17 protein-coding genes and 1 tRNA gene are annotated in these 18,607 nt (G+C 46.1%); 8 read left to right on the plus strand and 10 right to left on the minus strand.

The window, feature by feature from the left end; translation table 11 throughout:
* Positions 1–39: 39 nt before the first annotated feature.
* Together FQV43_RS04270 and FQV43_RS04275 are read right to left on the minus strand one after the other, a co-directional pair.
* Positions 40–1,128, minus strand: coding sequence for a helix-turn-helix domain-containing protein (locus FQV43_RS04270; protein WP_146339087.1), 1,089 nt, complete (start codon positions 1,126–1,128; stop codon positions 40–42).
* A 6-nt stretch (positions 1,129–1,134) separates the two neighbouring features.
* Positions 1,135–2,553 (minus strand): MFS transporter, encoded by a 1,419-nt coding sequence (locus FQV43_RS04275; RefSeq protein WP_146339089.1) that lies wholly within the window; start codon positions 2,551–2,553, stop codon positions 1,135–1,137.
* A 224-nt stretch (positions 2,554–2,777) separates the two neighbouring features.
* Here FQV43_RS04275 and FQV43_RS04280 point away from each other — a divergent pair, with 224 nt between their 5' ends.
* From FQV43_RS04280 to FQV43_RS04295, 4 genes are all read left to right on the plus strand, one after another.
* A complete protein-coding gene (locus FQV43_RS04280; protein ID WP_146339091.1) occupies positions 2,778–3,320 on the plus strand; it encodes a hypothetical protein in 543 nt (180 codons plus the stop codon).
* Between the two features lie 180 nt (positions 3,321–3,500).
* Positions 3,501–4,154, plus strand: coding sequence for an ABC transporter ATP-binding protein (locus tag FQV43_RS04285; protein WP_168195043.1), 654 nt, complete (start codon positions 3,501–3,503; stop codon positions 4,152–4,154).
* Between the two features lie 34 nt (positions 4,155–4,188).
* Positions 4,189–4,971: a hypothetical protein gene (locus tag FQV43_RS04290; protein ID WP_146339095.1), complete on the plus strand. Its 783-nt coding sequence runs from the start codon at positions 4,189–4,191 to the stop codon at positions 4,969–4,971.
* Entirely contained in the window at positions 4,964–6,256 is a 1,293-nt protein-coding gene (locus FQV43_RS04295; RefSeq protein WP_146339097.1) for a hypothetical protein, read from the plus strand. The genes FQV43_RS04290 and FQV43_RS04295 overlap by 8 nt, the downstream gene beginning before the upstream one ends.
* Here FQV43_RS04295 and FQV43_RS04300 read toward each other — a convergent pair.
* Positions 6,223–6,663, minus strand: a complete 441-nt coding sequence (locus FQV43_RS04300) for a hypothetical protein (protein WP_146339099.1) — start codon at positions 6,661–6,663, stop codon at positions 6,223–6,225. The genes FQV43_RS04295 and FQV43_RS04300 overlap by 34 nt on opposite strands.
* Before the next feature lie 201 nt (positions 6,664–6,864).
* Between FQV43_RS04300 and FQV43_RS04305 the strand changes: the two genes are divergently transcribed.
* Positions 6,865–7,833, plus strand: a complete 969-nt coding sequence (locus FQV43_RS04305) for an ATP-binding cassette domain-containing protein (RefSeq protein ID WP_144274779.1) — start codon at positions 6,865–6,867, stop codon at positions 7,831–7,833.
* On the plus strand, positions 7,826–8,698 hold the full coding sequence (locus FQV43_RS04310) for a hypothetical protein (protein ID WP_144274781.1): 873 nt from the start codon (positions 7,826–7,828) through the stop codon (positions 8,696–8,698). The genes FQV43_RS04305 and FQV43_RS04310 overlap by 8 nt, the downstream gene beginning before the upstream one ends.
* 159 nt (positions 8,699–8,857) lie before the next feature.
* Here FQV43_RS04310 and FQV43_RS04315 read toward each other — a convergent pair whose 3' ends face one another.
* Both FQV43_RS04315 and FQV43_RS04320 read right to left on the minus strand, forming a co-directional pair.
* Entirely contained in the window at positions 8,858–9,262 is a 405-nt protein-coding gene (locus FQV43_RS04315) for a hypothetical protein (protein WP_146339101.1), read from the minus strand.
* Entirely contained in the window at positions 9,252–10,562 is a 1,311-nt protein-coding gene (locus tag FQV43_RS04320) for a DNA repair protein (RefSeq protein ID WP_146339103.1), read from the minus strand. Before FQV43_RS04320 ends, FQV43_RS04315 begins: the two co-directional genes overlap by 11 nt.
* 184 nt (positions 10,563–10,746) lie before the next feature.
* Here FQV43_RS04320 and FQV43_RS04325 point away from each other — a divergent pair.
* Positions 10,747–10,819, plus strand: a tRNA-Glu gene (locus FQV43_RS04325).
* Positions 10,820–11,049: 230 nt separating this feature from the next.
* Positions 11,050–12,408 carry a PHB depolymerase family esterase gene (locus FQV43_RS04330; RefSeq protein WP_305764147.1) on the plus strand — a complete coding sequence of 453 codons (1,359 nt, stop codon included), beginning with the start codon at positions 11,050–11,052 and terminating at the stop codon, positions 12,406–12,408.
* 8 nt (positions 12,409–12,416) lie between these two features.
* Here the strand turns inward: FQV43_RS04330 and FQV43_RS04335 are convergent, their stop codons facing one another.
* The 5 genes from FQV43_RS04335 to FQV43_RS10195 form a co-directional block, all read right to left on the minus strand.
* Positions 12,417–12,728, minus strand: coding sequence for an ATP-binding protein (locus tag FQV43_RS04335; protein WP_146339105.1), 312 nt, complete (start codon positions 12,726–12,728; stop codon positions 12,417–12,419).
* Positions 12,729–12,856: 128 nt separating this feature from the next.
* Positions 12,857–13,504: a SprT family zinc-dependent metalloprotease gene (locus FQV43_RS04340; protein WP_349236856.1), complete on the minus strand. Its 648-nt coding sequence runs from the start codon at positions 13,502–13,504 to the stop codon at positions 12,857–12,859.
* 58 nt (positions 13,505–13,562) lie between these two features.
* A complete protein-coding gene (locus FQV43_RS04345; RefSeq protein ID WP_146339107.1) occupies positions 13,563–16,652 on the minus strand; it encodes a type I restriction endonuclease subunit R in 3,090 nt (1,029 codons plus the stop codon).
* On the minus strand, positions 16,649–17,830 hold the full coding sequence (locus FQV43_RS04350; protein ID WP_146339109.1) for a restriction endonuclease subunit S: 1,182 nt from the start codon (positions 17,828–17,830) through the stop codon (positions 16,649–16,651). Before FQV43_RS04350 ends, FQV43_RS04345 begins: the two co-directional genes overlap by 4 nt.
* A complete protein-coding gene (locus FQV43_RS10195) occupies positions 17,830–18,579 on the minus strand; it encodes a hypothetical protein (RefSeq protein ID WP_246846967.1) in 750 nt (249 codons plus the stop codon). Before FQV43_RS10195 ends, FQV43_RS04350 begins: the two co-directional genes overlap by 1 nt.
* Positions 18,580–18,607 lie beyond the last annotated feature (28 nt).

Consider the following 18,607-nt stretch of genomic DNA (forward strand, 5'->3'; position numbering starts at 1 on the left):
TTAAGACTACGTTCCCCAACCACACTATTCAAGTCTATATCAGGAACAATACTCCTCACCCCAGCGCATAATTAGCCGGTCATTACCACAAGCAGCAGATAATGATTCCAGGATTTTCTGTGTAGAAAAACCGCTATTCCTTAGGTCATAAAGAATATGAAAAGCCACATCCCGTGCGCTGCGTTCACTGCTTATGTTCACAGGCTCAGCACCCACCAGCAGGGTAGTGACAGATGTATCCGCGCGCTCACCCTGCATATGACTATCCTGGTTATGTTCCTGAACAGCACTATCCCCGTCGCGCCCATCCCAGCACAGCATCACCTGCGTCGCCAGGCTGATCTCCACCACCTTTGCCCGCCTTAGCGCAGCATGAGCCGCAACTGGCATACCTGCCAATAAATACGTGCCCACCACAATTTCCAGCGCTGTGCGTCGTAAAGCAGCGGGAGCGTGCTGCGTACCAGATAGCGTTTCGACAACCACCTCAGCGGCCTCAGCGCCCGGATTATCTTTCAGCCGCACCACTGCGTCCAGTATTTCCACAGTTTGCGCAGCAACAGGATAAGACACGGTAAGCGAATGAACCGCCAGGTCATCCACCAGATTCCGAAGATTCACAAGGGAAGTAGGATCTGCTAAGGATGCAGCACGCCAGGGGTCGGCATGGTATCCAATGTATTTCGCATGGCTCATCCACTCATTCAGGGGAGAGCCGCCAGAAACCCCAGAGCACCCCGCGGAATGGCCTGCAGAACACCAGCGTTGCGCTCCCTGCACATAAGAATCAGGTGCATAAGAATCCCAAGAAATATGCAGCAGCTCGTCAAAGCTCGCGTCGGATTGCGCAAGACGAGAATCAAAACCCTGCCCGCTCAGAACGTGGGCGTCGATCCCTAAACGCGCAGAAAGACGCAGAATCATCTCCCCACTTGGCGAACTCTCCCCAGATTCCCACCGCGAAACAGCACTGGGGGAGCAGATCCCCAAGGCGAGCGCACGCTGGGATAGCCCACGGTCCAGGCGTGCGTGGCGTAAACGCCGCCCGAAAAACTCAGCATCACCCTGGGCATCCATACTGCTATATGCTAGCCCGTTCGTCTGAAAAGTGCCTATCAACGGGGACATCAGTGCTCATTGCGTACGACGAGCCGCCCGCGCTGTCATCGCAGATAACGCCGCACCACACACTGCGCGCACAGCAAAGACAGCACCCAGACCAGGTGCCGAACCTGCCCACACACCCACCAATACAGTGCCCGACGCCCCACCAAACTGCACCATAAGCCGGCTATGCGCGCTCACCACCGCAGATTCACGCGCATCCACCAGCTCATACCCCGCAGACAACGCCAGGATAGTGCACGCGCCCAACCCAATACCTCGAAGAACACAGCACAGTCCGCACACGATGTAAGTACCCAGTGCGGCGGTACTGCTTATCGACGCAATGGGGAGCGTGCTCAGTGCGGTAATGATAAGCCCAGCGCTGATAATTCCAAACGCATTCTTGCCCTTCAAGCGTCCCACCACAGCTTTGCGCGCATACCACGCACCAACACCCTGCAACGCCAACAGCACACCCGCAATCCACGCTGGTTGGTGCAGATCATGCTGTATGTGTACAGATGTTGCCAAAAGAGTGCCATAAAAAACGGCTCCTACCAGTGCACACAGCAGCATAGCGCTTGCAAAAGGAATGTGCCGATACAACTGCAGGTTGCGGATGAGGGATAGGTGAGGGGTGTGATGAGAGGAGGATTCATCGTGCCGGGAGAGCTGTGGGCGCCGAGGAAGATCCACCAACGCCGCCGGAGCTAACGCAAGAGCTAAAGCAGCAATAGGGACATTGATAAGGAAAAGCCACCGCCAATCAAGAACATCGGCCAGCAAACCACCGCACAGCGGACCTATGGCAGGGGCTATAACAGCAGGTAAACCAATTGTCGCCAAGGCCGTGCGCATATTATTCTTTCCCACCAACTGCGCCGTTGCGTGCTGCACCGTGGGCATAATGAAACCACAAGCAACACCCTGGAGTAAACGTGCGAGGATAAAGAAAGTAGCGTTCGGAGCCAACCCCACGGCAAGAGATGCGAGAGCAAAACCTGCCACAGAAACGTACCAGATAATGCGGCTGCCATAACGCTCAAGGCAACGAGCGGAGAGAATAATACCGACGCCCGCAGCGAAAATATACCCAGAAATTGCGTAGTGAATAGAACCGTAGCCGATAGCGTCTAGGGAAGAAGCTGGTGCTGCTGGGCTTGGGCTTGCCGACGGTGGGCTTGGGCTAAAATCTGCTGCGATATGCGGCAGGAGGATATTGACCAGGCTAGAATCCAGCAACGGCAAAATAGCGGATAAGAGAAAGACAAAGGTTGTTCGAGGGGAGAGCGTACCAGGGGAGATGGGCTGGTGCCGTGGTAGATGAGGGTGTTGGTGATGTGAAGGATTGGGGCGCTGGTGATGTGAGGGATTGGAGGGGCGTCTGGAATTGGCGGGCTGCCTGGTTTTGGAGGGGCGTCGAGAAAAGAAGCGCGAAGCAATCATCAGGTTTTCTTTCGGGCGTTTTAATTTACGATTTTTACTTTGTTCCCTTGATGAAACCTGATTGTGTACGGGGCGGGCAAGTGGTGAGTATCTACCCTTAGGTTATTTCCATTTATGCTGGTAGGTGGTGTTTTTATAGCTTTTTCTCAGTAAAATGTTGCAGGGTTTGCCCCCCATTAGACTTAATGCTGTTGGAGCTGCGCCTAGCTAGATGGTGGTTAATTGTGATCATTCTGATTGCAGAGATTTTATTTTGGGTATTCATCGCCTTGGGAATGACGGCTCGTTATCTGTTTCGTCTCCCTGCGCTTAGTAGATTTTTACTGTGCATGGTTCCGATGGTGGATGTATTCCTGATTATTGTTGTGATTCGTGATCTCCGCCTTGGAGCTCCTGTGGGGTTGGCTCATCAGCTCGCTGGTCTTTATCTTGGTGTTAGTCTCGTGCTTGGTCCAGGAATAATTCGATGGTGTGATGCGAAAATAAGAAGTCTGTCAGGGGGTTACAGTAGCGACGCAGGTTCTAAAACTTTCCGTCAGCAGATGCTTGCCGAGTTGAAGTTTCTTGCTAAATGGTCGCTGGCGATGGGAATCGCATATCTCATAAATCAGTTGTTGGTTTTCTTAGCGGTGAATGAAACTCAAAAGGAAGCTCTGGCAGAGGCTGCTTCTATGCCTTTGAGCTCTATCATTTTTGTGGTTATATTTGGCCCTGGTTGGTTGATTTTATTTGGGAAATCTTCACGTGATCGTGAGAAGAAAAATTAAATAGCACCTTTTATTATTTGGGGAACTACCGACGGCGCATCATAAGAAATCTCATGAACATTATGCGTTTTAGCTCTTTATCTCTTGAGATTATCGTGCGGGGGGGGGGCATAATAGTTTTGTCTGCGCTCATTACATCGTCGTGAGTCTAAGAGTAAACGCAACAGAAAGTGGTGTCTTGTGCTTGAGGTTAAGGATGTAGTTATTCGTATCGGGGGAAAAACTATTATTGAAAAGGCACGTTTTAATGTTGCTCCTGGGAGTCTTATTGCTATTTCAGGGCATTCTGGAAGCGGTAAAACAACATTATTACGTAGCATTATGGGGATTACTCAGCCAGATAGCGGTTGTATTTCACTTGGTGATTTGGTTTATTCTGATCTATCTGCTCAACAGCGTCGAGCTTTTAGGCTAAAAAATATTGGCATTGTAGATCAAACAAGCAGCTTAGTCGAAGAATTAACCTGTGCGGATAATGTTCGCTTGCTTTGTGAAGCAAGCGGGATGCGCTCTCGTGATGCCAAAGATATGGCTTATGATTGTTTATCCAGAGTGGGGATGGCTGATTATGCTTCTCGAGAACCTGAAACACTTTCTGGTGGTCAACGTCAGCGAGTTGCTATCGCTTGTGCGTTAGCGACGAAACCACGTCTTATTGCGGCAGATGAACCGACATCAAGTCTGGATGATTCTTCGACGGAACAAGTTGTGGCTGCTTTGCGGGAAATAGTGGAAAATAGCGACATACCTGGTGTGATTGTGACTCATGATTATCGTGTTAAAGAAAAAGTGGATCAGGTTTTGGAGTTGAGAAATGCTACGATTTGCGGCTAAATTCGCGCAGAAAAACAAAGTGGAAATCATTGTCATGTCTCTTGTGAGTATGAGCGTAGCTCTTTTAGCAGCTTTACCAGTTGCGGGGATTGCAGCGCTATGGTCGCATAATAATCGCATGGAATGGGCACAAAATCTGGAGCAACAACATGGAGGCGTGACTAAGTTTCTGTATGCGGGGAGTTCTCAGGTAACTGTTACGCAGGTCGACCAGGCAACTTTATCCTCGATAGTGGGTAGCTATCCCCAACCATTAAACTGCTTTTTCACTGCCGGAAAAGACATAGATACCATGCAGATAGCGCAGCTACAAGAACGTGGTTGCAAGAATTTATCTACGACGTATTCTGCAGAGGATAACCATACAATTAATCTCGTAGAGTCGAGTGATAACTCAGCATCTGATGAGGTAGCTAATCATTTTATTTCCGAACTTGATGACATAACCCGCTATGTCACCCTTGTCTATTATCTTGTTCTTGTTTTGCCTAGCATTATTGCTTTCTGGCAATTATCAAAGCTTTTCGACGATAACTCACGCTCCATGCGTATGCGGCTCATTATGCGTGGTGTACCAGCTAAAACCATTGGCGTAGTATCGTCGGCAGCAAGTATCTGCGCCCATAGTATTGGCATTATTTTTGCTGCACTTCTTTTGGGAATAATACTGTATTACCTACGAGATATTGAGTGGCTAGCACAAGGTTTCACCGCAACTGACCTCTTCCAAGGCTGGATAAGTGGTTGTGTGATCATCATAGGGATAGCACTATTGCACACAATTCTTGTTACCTACCGGAGGTCAAAGGATGTCTAGTCAAAGAATATCTAGGTGGCAATCATATTCGGGAATACTATTCATTCCATGCGGCATAGTTATCGCCGCAGTATTGCTTTTCCTCTCAGAAATGTATATGGTGCCGATATTGATTCCGCTTAGTTTCCTCGTTGCCTTGGCAGCATTATTGTTGGCAGCACCTGCGATTGCACGTTTGTGCGCGGGACTATATCGGCTTATTTTTAGGACAGGCGTGAAATATGAACTCATGGCTGCTTCTTTAGAGAAAAGGGCACATTCCATTGGGATAAGCGTCGTACTGCTTACTGCTATATCGAGCTGTGCCTCTTTAACAACGGGACTAATACAAACAGGATTAGGTGAAATACCAGAAACAAGCGGATATTGGAAAGCACAGATAAGCACTGCTTCGGTATCACATGGGGTGAGTCGTGAACAAGCTACTGATTTTGTAAAAGATAAAGGGGTGGTACTTGGTGAAGCACGGATTCTGCTTTCTGCATCAGAAACAACGAATGTTTTTATTGGTAGTTGTGCGGATTATGCTGCCTATTCCAATGATGATCCACAGTGCCCTAAGGAAACTGATATGGCACCAGAAACATTGTATGTACCAGCAGATAGTAATAATTCTTATGCGGATGCACAGTTATTCTTTCCGGATATAGATGACACGAAAAAATATGATTTATCCACTGTTCACGTACAAAAAGTACCAGGTTTGACCGAGACTATTTTGTCTACGCATAATCAAGAAATACTTGCGCAAGGACTCCTTTTTGTGCTTGATGAAACTCAGTTTTCTCTGACACAATTCCTAGAGTTTCTATCCCATACTGAGGTGGGGATAACAGACCAGGAGCATATTGACTACACACTGTTTATGATGAAGCATTCTTATGCTGCACTAGGCAAGATATTAGTGATAGTGCTTATGGTTTTTGCCAGTTCGGTAGTGGTTGCGATTGCAGTGTGCGCAGCATTGCGCCGTAGGAAACTCGTGGAGTCTTTAGAATTGCGAGGCGTAAAACCGTCGATAGCAAAAGGAATACTTCGCTTAGAGTGCGTGGGATTAACTTTGCCTTTTGCTTGTGGTGGCATAGCGGTGGGCAGTATTTTTGCCATGCTCATTGCTCAAGCGTCGAGTATGAACTACCGTGATGTTAATCTGCTCTTTTCTCTTGGCGAATGCTTTGTGTTGGTCATTATGGTGTTGGTTGCAACCGAGCTAGTGCTGCGGTTCAGTGAGCGTGCTGTGTCTAAAGGAGATCAGGAACTTATTACTTCTGCAGTGAGCTCATAGCTGCGTAGTTGAGTCTCAAAGTTAATGGTTGTTGTGCCTGCTGAAAGTGATAGTTCTGCTCCTGGCGCCAAGGGGAGTGTAACGTGTTCTTCTGTCCATAATGATTGTGCTGGTAGAAGCAGTGTAACCGGAATATGAGTGCCAACATTATGGATGAACCATTTTCCTTGTACTCCCCAGATTCTTAGTAATCTGCGGTGTAAACCAGGATCGTCGATACCTACCGCAAAATTACCTTGGCGTCCGATAATCACCTCGTTATTTACTTGGCTTTGTTGGCTTCCGACGCTGGCCTCAAAAATCATGCGAGTGCCTTGACGATTATCGAGAATGAGGCGGTGGACAGGTGTATGTCCTGCATCATCGCTACCACTACTTTCAGAAAAACCAGAAAACTCTAAGGACATGATGAGTTGCTCCTTTAGGGTGCGGATTGCTAATAATTTTTTTGCTTATAGGAATTATAGAGAGTGAAAAGATACAAGGTCTACTCCAATATTTTGCCATTGGTTTAAGGGGTTCCGGGGCTTAGCATTGCGTAACGTCGATAAGCAATTGTTATCAAACTGTTAATGCGTAGATTCTTATTTCATGCAACAATAATATGCATGATTACTGTGCAAAACCTTTCTAAACGTTATGGGCGCCAGCAGGTTCTCAACAATCTTTCTTTTAGCATTCCCGACGGTCAGGTCACCGGTTTTTTAGGACCAAATGGAGCAGGTAAATCCACCACAATGCGCTGCATCTTGGGGCTTGATCGTCCAAGTGCAGGAAGCGTCAATTTTTCTGGTGCATATCTGAACGGGCAACCTTATTCAGGTTCTTTTAGCTCTCTGAAACACAAATCCAATGTCGCTGGTGCGGTACTTGATGCGGCGTGGTTTCATCCTAAACGCTCTGGTAAAGGACACTTAAAGGTATTGGCTGACTCTGCCGGGGTACCACGTACGCGAGTAGACGAGTGCCTAGAGATTGTAGGTTTGAGTTCAGCAGCAAAACGTGCAGCTGGGGGTTATTCTTTGGGAATGAAGCAGCGTTTGAGTTTAGCTGCTGCATTATTGGGTAATCCACAACATTTAATCATGGATGAGCCGGTTAATGGTCTAGATCCTGAGGGTGTTACCTGGATGCGCAATATCATTCGCCATCTGGCAAGTGAGGGGCGTTCGTTATTGGTAAGTTCGCACTTGCTTTCCGAGATGCAGATGACTGCTGATCGTCTGGTTGTGATTGCTCGCGGAGAGATGGTAGGCGAGTACAGCATGGATGAGTTTTTGTCCGGCGGAACGTATGTCAGTGTTACTACTGAGTCTCCTGCTGAAAAGTTGATAGAGATATTGCGGGGTTATGGCTATACGAGTTCTATTGATTCTGCAGGAAAAATACGGATCAGCGCTGAGGACAGCCAGCAGTTCGACGAGGCGCAGTTGCGTTATCTTATTGCCCAGATTGCGGTTGAACATCGTTTGTTGATTACTGAGTTGATCACTAAGACTGAAAACCTAGAGCAACGATTCCTTGCCGCTACTTCGGCAAAGCAAGAATATAAGATGGGAGCAACACAAAATGTCTAATACAGCTAACACAGTTACTTCTGATGTTGCAAAGCCTGTGCAGCAGCAGGCACGTGGGCGAATGGTGCCAGCTAACCCTTCTTTTGGCAGTGCTATGAAGGCTGAGTTTACAAAGTTGTTTACCATGCGTAGCACTTTGGTGTGGATAATTCTTTTTTTGGGATGCCAAATAGGAATTTCTGTGCTTAATGTATTTTTCCACCAAATCAATGACATTCCAGCCAGCATAGTTACCTGGTCAGATGCAGCTCAGGGTACATGGATTGCTCAGATTCTTGCGGTTATTTTAGGCGGTGGTGCCAGCGCTGAGATCAGTCATAGGATGACTGCGCATTCATTTTTAACGCAAAATAATCGTTCTAATTGGTTGTGGGCTCGGTTTATTGTTCAGTGGCTTTTTGTATTTGTGCTTAATGCAGTAGCTGTTTTTGGTTCTTTTTTGGTGCTCATTACAGATTTATCGGGTCCATTTGTTTTTGATTCTGCATGGCAGCCGATATTAGTGTCTGTGCTTGGTGTTCCTTTCTATACCACTATTGCGACTGGTTTGGGCGTAACATTACGCAATCGTGTAGCGACAATTGGCTCTTTACTGGTGGTGTTTTTGGTCATTGAACCTATGCTCATTATGTCTGAGAAACTTTCTCCTATTCTTGAGTGGATGCGTAAGCTCAGTGCTGGAACTGTGCTGACCAATATGGGGCAATGGTATGACTCTATGTGGAATGGTACGTTCAATACCGTAGAACAAGGCAGGGAATTGGGATATGTAACTCCAGGTCTTTCAATTCTTGTTCTCGCTGGATGGGTTATTGTGTTTGTTGTGGCGGGACTGTGGTCAAATAAAGCTCACGACGTGCGCTAGGCGTTAAGTATTGTTTGTGGAATAAGCGCGGTGTGCAGTGTAATGCATATCGCGCTTTGTGCTTGTCTGGTGTATGGGTTCGTTGGCCTTGTAGTTTGGTAGTGGTGTCCAGTTCCCGAATCTAGAGGAATGGGGGAAATAGCAACAAGATGTTTATGGTTATGTGCCATTGATGAGGTGCATCTCTTTGATTAGATGAAATGGGATTGTGTGTTCTGCTAGTCGAATGATTTGCAGCGGAATAATTACCTCAACAATTGTATCGCGTATGCTGACATACTTATTTTGGTTACTTTGAGTTTGGGGTGCATAGTAGGTGAGTAGTATCTCATCACCTTTGGTAAGGGTAGTGATGAATTGTGATAGATACCGTGCCTGCTCATCACTGAGTTCTATAAAATGCTCACTGGAGGCTTCTTTGCTTTTTGCTTGTTCATAAAATCCGGCGAGGGCATTAAAAGGCATGAATTGTCGTGCGCGTTGGGCAGAAACGCGTGCGCGGTGTTCTCCATACGTGGCTATGCGTTTATGTATTGCGGTGAGTAAAAAGTCATTATCCTGCACGATGACCACCTATTTGCTTATTTCTTTCTCTGGCAGTGGCTTTCTTGTTGAGACTGATTGCTTTGATGAGGGAGTTTTTGCCATATTTGTCTTTGATATTATTAATCGTTTTCAGCACAGTATGTTCTTTGGCTAGTTGTTCTTCGTCATCAAAAAGTGAAGGTGTGAACGAGGTATCTGGTTCGAGTTCGCCAAAGCCGACGCTGATTCGTCGAATAGGGGCAGTGGTGTGAGTGGTAGTGTCGTAGAGTTCGAGGACTTTCTCTATCAGAGTCTGTGCGGAATTAGTGAAATATCCTAATTTTTTAGTTCCTCCAGTATGGCGATACGTCGGTACCTCGGCAGGGGTTGGAGCGTAGCGAACAGAGAGGAAAACATGAGAACACACTTTTTCTTTTGCGATGAGTTCTAGGACACTGGCATCCGCCATTTCGTATACAACTGTGCGGGCTTCGTCGAAAGTGTAATTGCTGGGCAGAATCTGGCTATGTGATGAAGAATGACTTTTCGGTTTATAAGAGTGAATATCGTCAATAGTGCATGGTTCTTGCCCCCAGGCATGATCGATAAGATATTCCGCATTTTGACCAAACTCTTTATAGAGTTTCTGCGGTGAAGCAGCAACAATGCCACCAAGATTGTAGATACCGAGTCTCGCTAATCGACGAGCAATGCCCAAACCTATTTGCCAAAAGTCAGTGATAGGAGTGTGGAACCAGTACGTGTGGCGAAAAATGTTTTCATCGAGAATGCCGACTCCGTCAGGAGAATGCTTTGCGGTGATGTCGAGAGCTACTTTTGCAAGGAATAAATTAGTGCCAATGCCAATAGTGGCGCTAATGCCGGTTTGTTCAAGGACTTCCTTGAGGATTTTTTGAGCTAGATCTATCTCTTGCGTTTTATATAGTTTGAGATAGCTGGTTGCATCGATAAAACACTCGTCAATGGAATAGAGATAAATGTCTTCGGGGGAAAAATAGCGTAGATATAAAGAATAAATATGAGTAGATACTTCCATATATCGGCGCATACGGGGTAAGGCAACTGTGTAGCGTACGTGTGATGGGATATCGCGAAGCCGACAACGGTTTTTGATGCCAATTGTTTTCATCGGTGGGGTGATGGCGAGGCAAACGCTGTGATCTGTGCGCTCAGGATCTGCCACGACTAGATTGGTGCGTAATGGGTCTAAACCCCGATCAACGCATTCGACACTAGCGTAAAAAGATTTAAGGTCTATACAAAAATATGTTTTTTGGTTACTGCCATTTTGTATGTGATCATGCTTGTGTTGCTTCATAAACCCCACCCCAAGAAAAATATCGAACAATGTTTCGATATTTATATTAGGTGTAGAGTCGTGTTTTTGCAAGAGTGTTGTGTGAAAATTATTTATGGGTACTGAACTGCATATTTGCATAAAAATAAGAGGTTGTTTAGAATTTCACAAGACCACGTGATTGATAGGAGCGTGGTGAATGCTAGCCCCGTTCGTCTAGTGGCCTAGGACGCCGGCCTCTCACGCCGGTAACACGGGTTCGAATCCCGTACGGGGTACAAAACCGCTCAGAAATGAGCGGTTTTCTTTTTGTCCAACTTATCTCTGGTTTTCCTCAAGAATAAGAATGTTGGTCTGGCTTGAGTTGTCAGGTTTTCCATTCGCTAGATTTGTTGCAAAAAAATGGTATATCCCTGCATTTCGGCGTGTCAAAGCTTAAAGTGCTGAGATTCTTGTTGCTAATGTTATCAATGTGCTTAATGTAATTGATGCGAAAAGAATTAAGAATGTGACTATCAGTCTCTCTGCACTGATGATTGGTGCGGGACTGTCGAATGCGCCAGCTTATGCCCAAGAAATTCCTGCACAGGTTTCTCCTCATGCCGCCCCCGCTCCGGCTTCGGTACCAAATACTCCAGCATCACCCCCAGCGTCAGTAGCTAACACACCAGGTACCCCTTCTTTCCCGGTTGCAACCGAGGTACCATCTTCTGCACCTGCTCCCATATCGATAGGAGGTTTGGAAGGAATAGTGCTGCCGCAACCAGATGTCGTAGCGCCTATACCTGCACCTGCACCAGAAGCAGCACCCGAGTCACCAAAACCTGCCCCTGCAACGACCCCTGTTCCAGAGCAAGCAGTACCTGCGCCTAACCCTGCCCCAGAACAACCAGCACCCGCACCAGCTCCTGCACAGGAAAAAGCCCCAGAATGGGCACCACCAGCAGGATTCGTACCAGCGTCGAATATGAAAGACGCACGTCCTGGCACCGTCGCATCGATTGATTTCACACAAAAATCTGGGGCTGCGCGTAATGCGTTAGTTTCCGTGGCTAAAAAATACGACCAATCTAAGCCAACCCCAGTGATCTTCGCTTATGGTGGTCGTGGCGATACCCCGCAGAATTTCCGCAAATACTCCCGCTTGCTCAATATGGCTGCTGGTGATGAGGCTATCGTCGTCTATCCACGCGGTATTGATAATTCATGGGAAGGCGCACCATACGCCGTCACCAAACGAGGAGAAGATGTGGCATTTACCCGTCAAATCCTCACTGAGCTGCAGGGATATTTCAACGTAGATATCAATCGAGTGTACGCACTTGGAATGTCTAACGGCGGCGGTTTTGTTGCCAACCTAGCATGCCAAGCACCAGATATGCTGGCAGGAATCGTGAGCATATCTGGCGCGTTCTACAACCCAGTCAATGAAAACTGTGTACCTGGTATGGTACCAACACTAATTATGCATGGCGACGTCGACCGCCTTACCCATTACGAAGGTGGATTACTACACGACGCACCATATCTATCAGTGCCGACGCTGTACCAGTCCATTCAACAGCGGAATAAATGCACAGAACCGCCACAGGTTAGCCAACTGCCCAACAACGTTGAAGTAACACGAGGAGCAGGATGTGCTGCCGAGGCTGTTCACTGGAAAATACGTGGACAAGGGCATAACTGGTGGTGGGCACCAGATACTCCACAGGTAGCATGGGATTTCTTATCTCGTCAGAACAAAGCAAAACTACCCAAGCCAGAGCCAGAAGTGGCACCAGAGGTAGCTGCGGCGCCGAAGCCTGAAGCAGCACCTGAACCACCTGCGATACCAGAAGCTCCTGCACCTCAAAACGCTCCCCACTAGAAAGCGTCCTAATTCTTTCCCAGCATGGGTAGGGGATCTCCTGCGAGGAAACTGAGGGCATCTACGTGCGTGATAGTCCCTGTTTGGGGTGGGATAAGGTCTGCTGTGATGAGGAAGCAGGGTACTCCTGGGGGTGTGCCGTTGAAGGCTGCAAGTTCACGGTTGAGGGTATCGTCGTTGTTGGTTTGATAAGCAACCTGTATGAAGGCTTCTGTTTCTGCTTGGGTGATGCGAAAATCAATTTCCTTAGAGCCGTTGCGTACTGAGGAAACTTGGTAGCCGCGGCGTAGCGCCTTAAGACTGTAAACTGTAGTTTCCAAAAGTGCTCACCACAACAAAAATGGAAACTATACTTTACAAAAGACGATTATTTTGTGGATGTGGAAAGTACAGTTTCCAGATTTTGTTGGGTTGTCTGAATCCTTGGTGGTGAAGTTGGTTTTAATATTTACCAATTTTCGTCTGCAAGTGGTGCTTCGTTCAGCTCTTCCTGGCGTGACTCCCAGTCTGGTAAGAATCTATCCATAAACTCCATAAAACGTGCGTTATGCTTCCGTTCTAAGAGATGTGTTAGCTCGTGTACCACGATATACTCCAGACATCGTGGATTCTTTTTGGCGAGTTCAGGGTTGAACCACAGGCTTGCTGAATCTGGATTGCAGGTACCCCATTTTGTTTTCATACGTCGGACTTGAATCTTGTCAGCTTTTACACCGATTTTGGGCTCCCATTTGGAGATGAGTCTTGGTAATTCCTTCTTAATTTCACGACGGTACCAACGGTCAAGGATCTTGAAGCGATCTTCAGGGCTTGAATCTTTAGGGGAGTACACCCATAAGGTGTTGCCGGACAGCTCAATCTTGGGAACACCGCTGTGCTTGGATACGTCTAGCAGATAACGTTTTCCCCACACATAGTGGCTTTCACCTGATATCATTTCACGACGAGTTTGCCGTGTAGCTTTTTGGAAACGTTCACGCTCTTTTTTAATCCACGGCACTCTCTGAGTGATGGCCCGACGGATCGTATCCTCATCAATTCGGTGAGGTGCAGCTACACGCACACGCCCCATTGGTGGATAGACCGAGATGTGCATATTCTTGATGCTCTTATATAACACCTCAATCTCTAGGCCGCTTACCGAGATATACCCTCTACTGGAACTCATTGTGTCTTTCGATAACTGATAGTAGATTCTCAATGACTGAGGTTTCTAGTTTTCCAGATGTATTGAGATGGATGGTGCGTGCTAGAGCTTTTCTTTTCGGTTTGCTAGAAGGCCAGTCATGTTCTTTATTCTGTTGAATAGCGGTGTAAAGATCTTCTAAGTCTAGAACAATTCCTTCTGGCCAAGCAAAATCAATAAAAGCCTGACGTGCTTGAGTATTTGCCCAATTTGGATACTCGGAGTCTTCTCCTGAACCCTTACCAACATGTTGCGCTAGTTCAATTAGTTTTTCCAAATATTCTTCGTAGCCTATGCTGTCTTGGTGGCGTTTCTCGATGAGCTCGTCAAGGAGCGAAGACATTTTCTCATAGTACTTCGGGTTCATGGCTTGTTCATCGACGATAGTCTTACGAACATTGTTTACAATTGTTTCTGCTACAGCTCGCTTGTCTTTTTTGGTTCCTTCAGGCAACATTTCGATGGCATCCTTACCACGATCAACAATCAGGCTGACTAAACCTTGTTCGAAAGATGCCAGGGGTCTAGAAGGCTCTGCAGAGACGTAGGTATCTAGAAGCGAACGAATACCAGCTTCGAATTGCTTGATATCTTCATTGTCACCTGCTCCGAGTTTTACCTCATCGTATACATCGGAGTAGAACTCGACTTCTTTGCGGATTTGTTGAGCTTCGGTAGTGGAATAACCGGCTTCTGCCATTTTGTTAGCAATATTAGCAAAAGCCCGCACCAGCTTAGATACCCCTTTATAGAGATCAACTCGCTTCAATTCATTGTCTTTAAGTTGTTGAGCATTGCCGCTGTCCTTTGCACAGAAGTATTGTTGGAATTGTAAGGTGCCACGCGGAGGCGCGACTGGTTCACATAGCGCCTGAACGTATTCAAGAGCTTCTTCGAGATCTCTTCGCTCTTCTTCAACACGATTCTTAAGCAGACCTTCAATGTCTTCTTTCTCGTACTCATCGAATGCTCCGGAAGTATAATCATCGACAGCCGCATTGATAGATTGGAAGAGATCACGATAGTCGACGATGTATCCGTAATCTTTGTCACCTCCATCAAGACGATTAACGCGGCAAATAGCCTGAAATAGACTGTGGTCTTGCATCTTCTTGTCGATATATAGGTAAGTTGCGCTAGGAGCATCAAAGCCGGTTAGAAGCTTGTCGACGACAATGAGTAGACGCATTTGTCCTGGGTGATTGATAAAAGTCTCTTTGACTTCTTTTTCAAACTCAGGGATCCGCTTTACTGCTTCGTCCTGAGAAACACCGAAGTAATCTGACAGCATTTTTCGGTAAACTTCGTACTTAAACATTGCTTCGTTTTGGCCTAACCCGGAATCTTCTTTAGAGATTGAAGCAGCTGTCGGCTCATAGCTTGTGATGATCGCTATTTTTCCAGTTAGAGGACTTTTGGAAAAAATTTCGTAGAACTTGCAAGCCTGGTACACGCTCGAGCAGACGAGTATAGCGTTGCCTCGCCCATCGCTTAGACGTGGCTGACTGTCCATGTCCATAATGATGTCCTGTGCGATCATACGTACTCTAGGTTCTGAGGACTCAATTTCACGGATTGTTGCCCAACGTTGTTTTAAGCGAGACTTTGTTAGATCAGTCATGCCTTTGGTTCGAGCTTCAAACCACTTGTCGATTTGTTGTTGACCAGTTAGGCGTTGTCTAATATCCCTAGCTTCGTACCGTAGATCTAGTACTACTCCATCTGTAACGGCTTCATCGAACTTGTAGGTGTGTATGTAAGAGCCAAAGGTTTCAATGCTCTTAGCTTTATCCTTTTTTAGTAAGGGTGTACCTGTGAAGCCAATGAACATAGCTTCGGGTAGCAGTTCTTTCATTGCTGCGTGGAGTTTGCCGCTCTGGGTGCGGTGTGCTTCATCCACGAATACAAATAGATTGCCTTTTGGTGAAAAGCCCTCAGAACGCGATTTCTTCAGATGCTGGAGGAAGCTTTCAGTGTCATCAGTGGATGTCTCATTGTCACCACGGAATTTGTGTACGAGTGAACAGATTAACCATGGTTGGCTCTTGTTTAGTAGTCCAAGCAGGTTTTTAGCTGAAGATGCTCGTTCAATAGATTCATTGACACCATCGAATACTAATTCGATCTGATTATCAAGTTCAGTACGGTCAGTGATAATTAAAACACGGGCATTCTCCTGATTTTCACGTATCCATTTGGCTAGCCACACCATTGTGAGGCTTTTACCGGATCCTTGAGTATGCCAAATAATTCCCCCCTCACGGGAAGCTATGCGAGGTTGTGCTTCTTTAATAGCGAAGTATTGGTGGTAGCGGCATGTTTTCTTTGTACCTGCGTCAAAGACAATGAAATCGTGAATAATTTCTAGGAATCTGGTTTTTTCCAGCATCTGTAGGATTTCACGGTCGAGAGGTTCCTGTACTTCACTGGTTTCTTTCCATTGTAACCAGTATTTTTCTGATGCTTCTATGACGCCGTAGCGTAAGCCTTCAACGTCATTACCAGCAAAAAGAAGCTGGACGGTTGTGAAGAAAGAACGGATGAACTGTGAACCTTGATTTCCTATATTTTGGCGGATCCCCTCACTAACACTGACTTTGGAGCGCTTGAGTTCAATAACCCCCAGAGCTATACCGTTGACATAGAGAACGAGGTCTGGGCGTTTTGTGTTCTGACCTTTAACTGTTACTTCTTCGGCAACTGCAAAGTGGTTTGCCTGTGGACTTTCCCAGTCAATGAGCTGTACGGTTTCAAATGTTTCAGATGCGGAATGCTGAACTTTGACTCCATAGCGTAAAAGCTCATAGATTTTACGATTGACCTCGTATAGAGATCCGCCAGCGGGGAGTGAAGCTTTTTTCGTGAACTCCTGAACAGCACGACGGATCAGAGTGGTCTCGTAACCACGAGACTCGAGGTTTTGCTGTAGTAGTGATTCGAGGATATTGGAATTATCACGGTCACGCCAATCACCGAGATACTCATAGCCAAGGTTTTGCGTTAGAAGGTTAATGACTTTTCCTTGGGTAACAATTTCTTTTTGCCCTACTTTGTTCATGATTTGTCTCCTGTCGTTAGCCTGGTTCGTCCACTTAATAATTCCTGCATCAAGCCTTGTTTGATTGCTTTGGTGGATTCAAGTTGTTTTTCGAGAGCCTGGATTTTCGCATCAGCAGCGTCTAGGATTTCAATAATCTTAGTTTGCTCAGATACTTCTGAAGGGTATTGAATTTCAATGGGGGATACGTCTTTTGCATGGACGTGGGGTTGTGCACCGCCAGTTTGAGATAGAAAAATCTGATTCTGTTTCAGTTTAAGTAAGTAAAAAGCATATTTAAGTGTGATGTCTTTTGCGTGAGACACAGTTGTGCAATCAGATGCCCAAATATCGGAGTCATGCCAAGCTACATAACCAGCATTCGCCCCTGAGGAGCTAATAGAAATCACAGGTCCTTTTCTGTTTGCTGTATCGATGTAATCTGCAGGTTTAATGCCTGCTGCAATAAGTGGGATCGATCCATGTTTTATTTGGTGAGGAACCGAGGAACCTCGGATGAATTGTAAGACGTTACCAAAAGTAGATATATTCCATTTTTCTGAAAAGCTCGGTAAACGAGTCTTGCCGGTCAGGAGTTCCTGCATCAAGCCTTGCTTGATTGCTTTGGTGGATTCAAGTTGTTTTTCGAGAGCCTGGATTTTCGCATCAGCAGCGTCAAGAATCTCAACTATTTTCTTCTGAATCGGTAGAGGTGGGAGTAGGATTTCAAGATTATTTAAATCAGAAGCATAAATATGATAAACGGTTGAACCCCTTACCAATTTCAAAACTTTCTGTTCGTTATGCCGTATTAAATAAGCAATGAATGGTGCGAATGCTTTGTCTGGTGATAAACGCATGATTAGTATATCGCTGCCGAGGATTATATCCGGTTTCGTTAAAGCACTTGCCTTCGCTAGACCATGTGGTGTTACATCTGATGTTGGCATAAGTACGTCATTGTTGCTTGAAAAAGATTTTCCAGTCCATTCTGTAGTGCTTTTAATTTTATTGATTCTTGCACCGTAGTCAGTGAAAAGTTCACCGTAATGTATACATTTGTTCTTTTTGCTGGTTCCTATTATCGATTTAGGTAGTCCAGTTCCTTTGCTGAAGTCTGCAATATCGCCAATTCGTGTCAAATTCCAATCCGTAGTATCAGTTGGCACATGATTCTTATCGGTCAGGAGTTCCTGCATTATATCCCCATTTCCGCAAGCCAATTGTCTAATACTGCTTTGGTAGCTTCTAGTTCGGCTTCAAGCTCTTCTACCGTCACGGCATAGCGGTTACCGAGTTTTATTAATCTTTCGTTGAGTTTTTGTTGAATCTCAAGTTCAATTTGTCTGAGTCGTTTTTCTATAGAAACTCCCCATTTATCCATCACGACCAGCTGTCGTACCTCATTAGGAGTCAGGATCGGATACTTTTTGAGTACAGCAAAATCTAGTTCGAGTGTAGCTTCCTTCACTTGCTTCTTTGCTTTAGCTTCTGCTGAGAATAACTTGCTTGCATAATTAAGAGCTTCGATCTCTTCAGCATCAGCATTTTCTGCTTTAGCGGCCTTCAGGCGATCAGTAATATCCTTTTTCTTAATGCTGCCATCGTCGTTAACTGCTTCATAAAGAAGTCCTTCCTCAGCAGAGTTCTCGTCCAAGTATTCTGCGAGCTCCTGCACTGCTTGCTCTTGGTGCTGAGTAAGCTGTTCAAGCTCTTCTTGTTCAGCAGGGAAATAGCGGTCAATAATGAGCTGCGGTGGGATTAAATCAGTCACCCAACGTTGAGTCTTCGTGCCAGTGCCGAACTTAATATCTGCGTCTTCGTATTTTGGCTTTTTCTTGTTGTCATAGCCGGTGATGCGAGCCTCACGAGGCTGAGCAGCTTCTTTCCAATCTGAGTGCATAATCAGAGCAACATCATCGTGCATCGTCTCATGCCAGTAGCTCATCAATTGTTCATAGGCACTATACTCACTG

The sequence above is a fragment of the Corynebacterium sp. sy039 genome, assembly GCF_007904105.1.
GTDB lineage: Bacteria > Actinomycetota > Actinomycetes > Mycobacteriales > Mycobacteriaceae > Corynebacterium.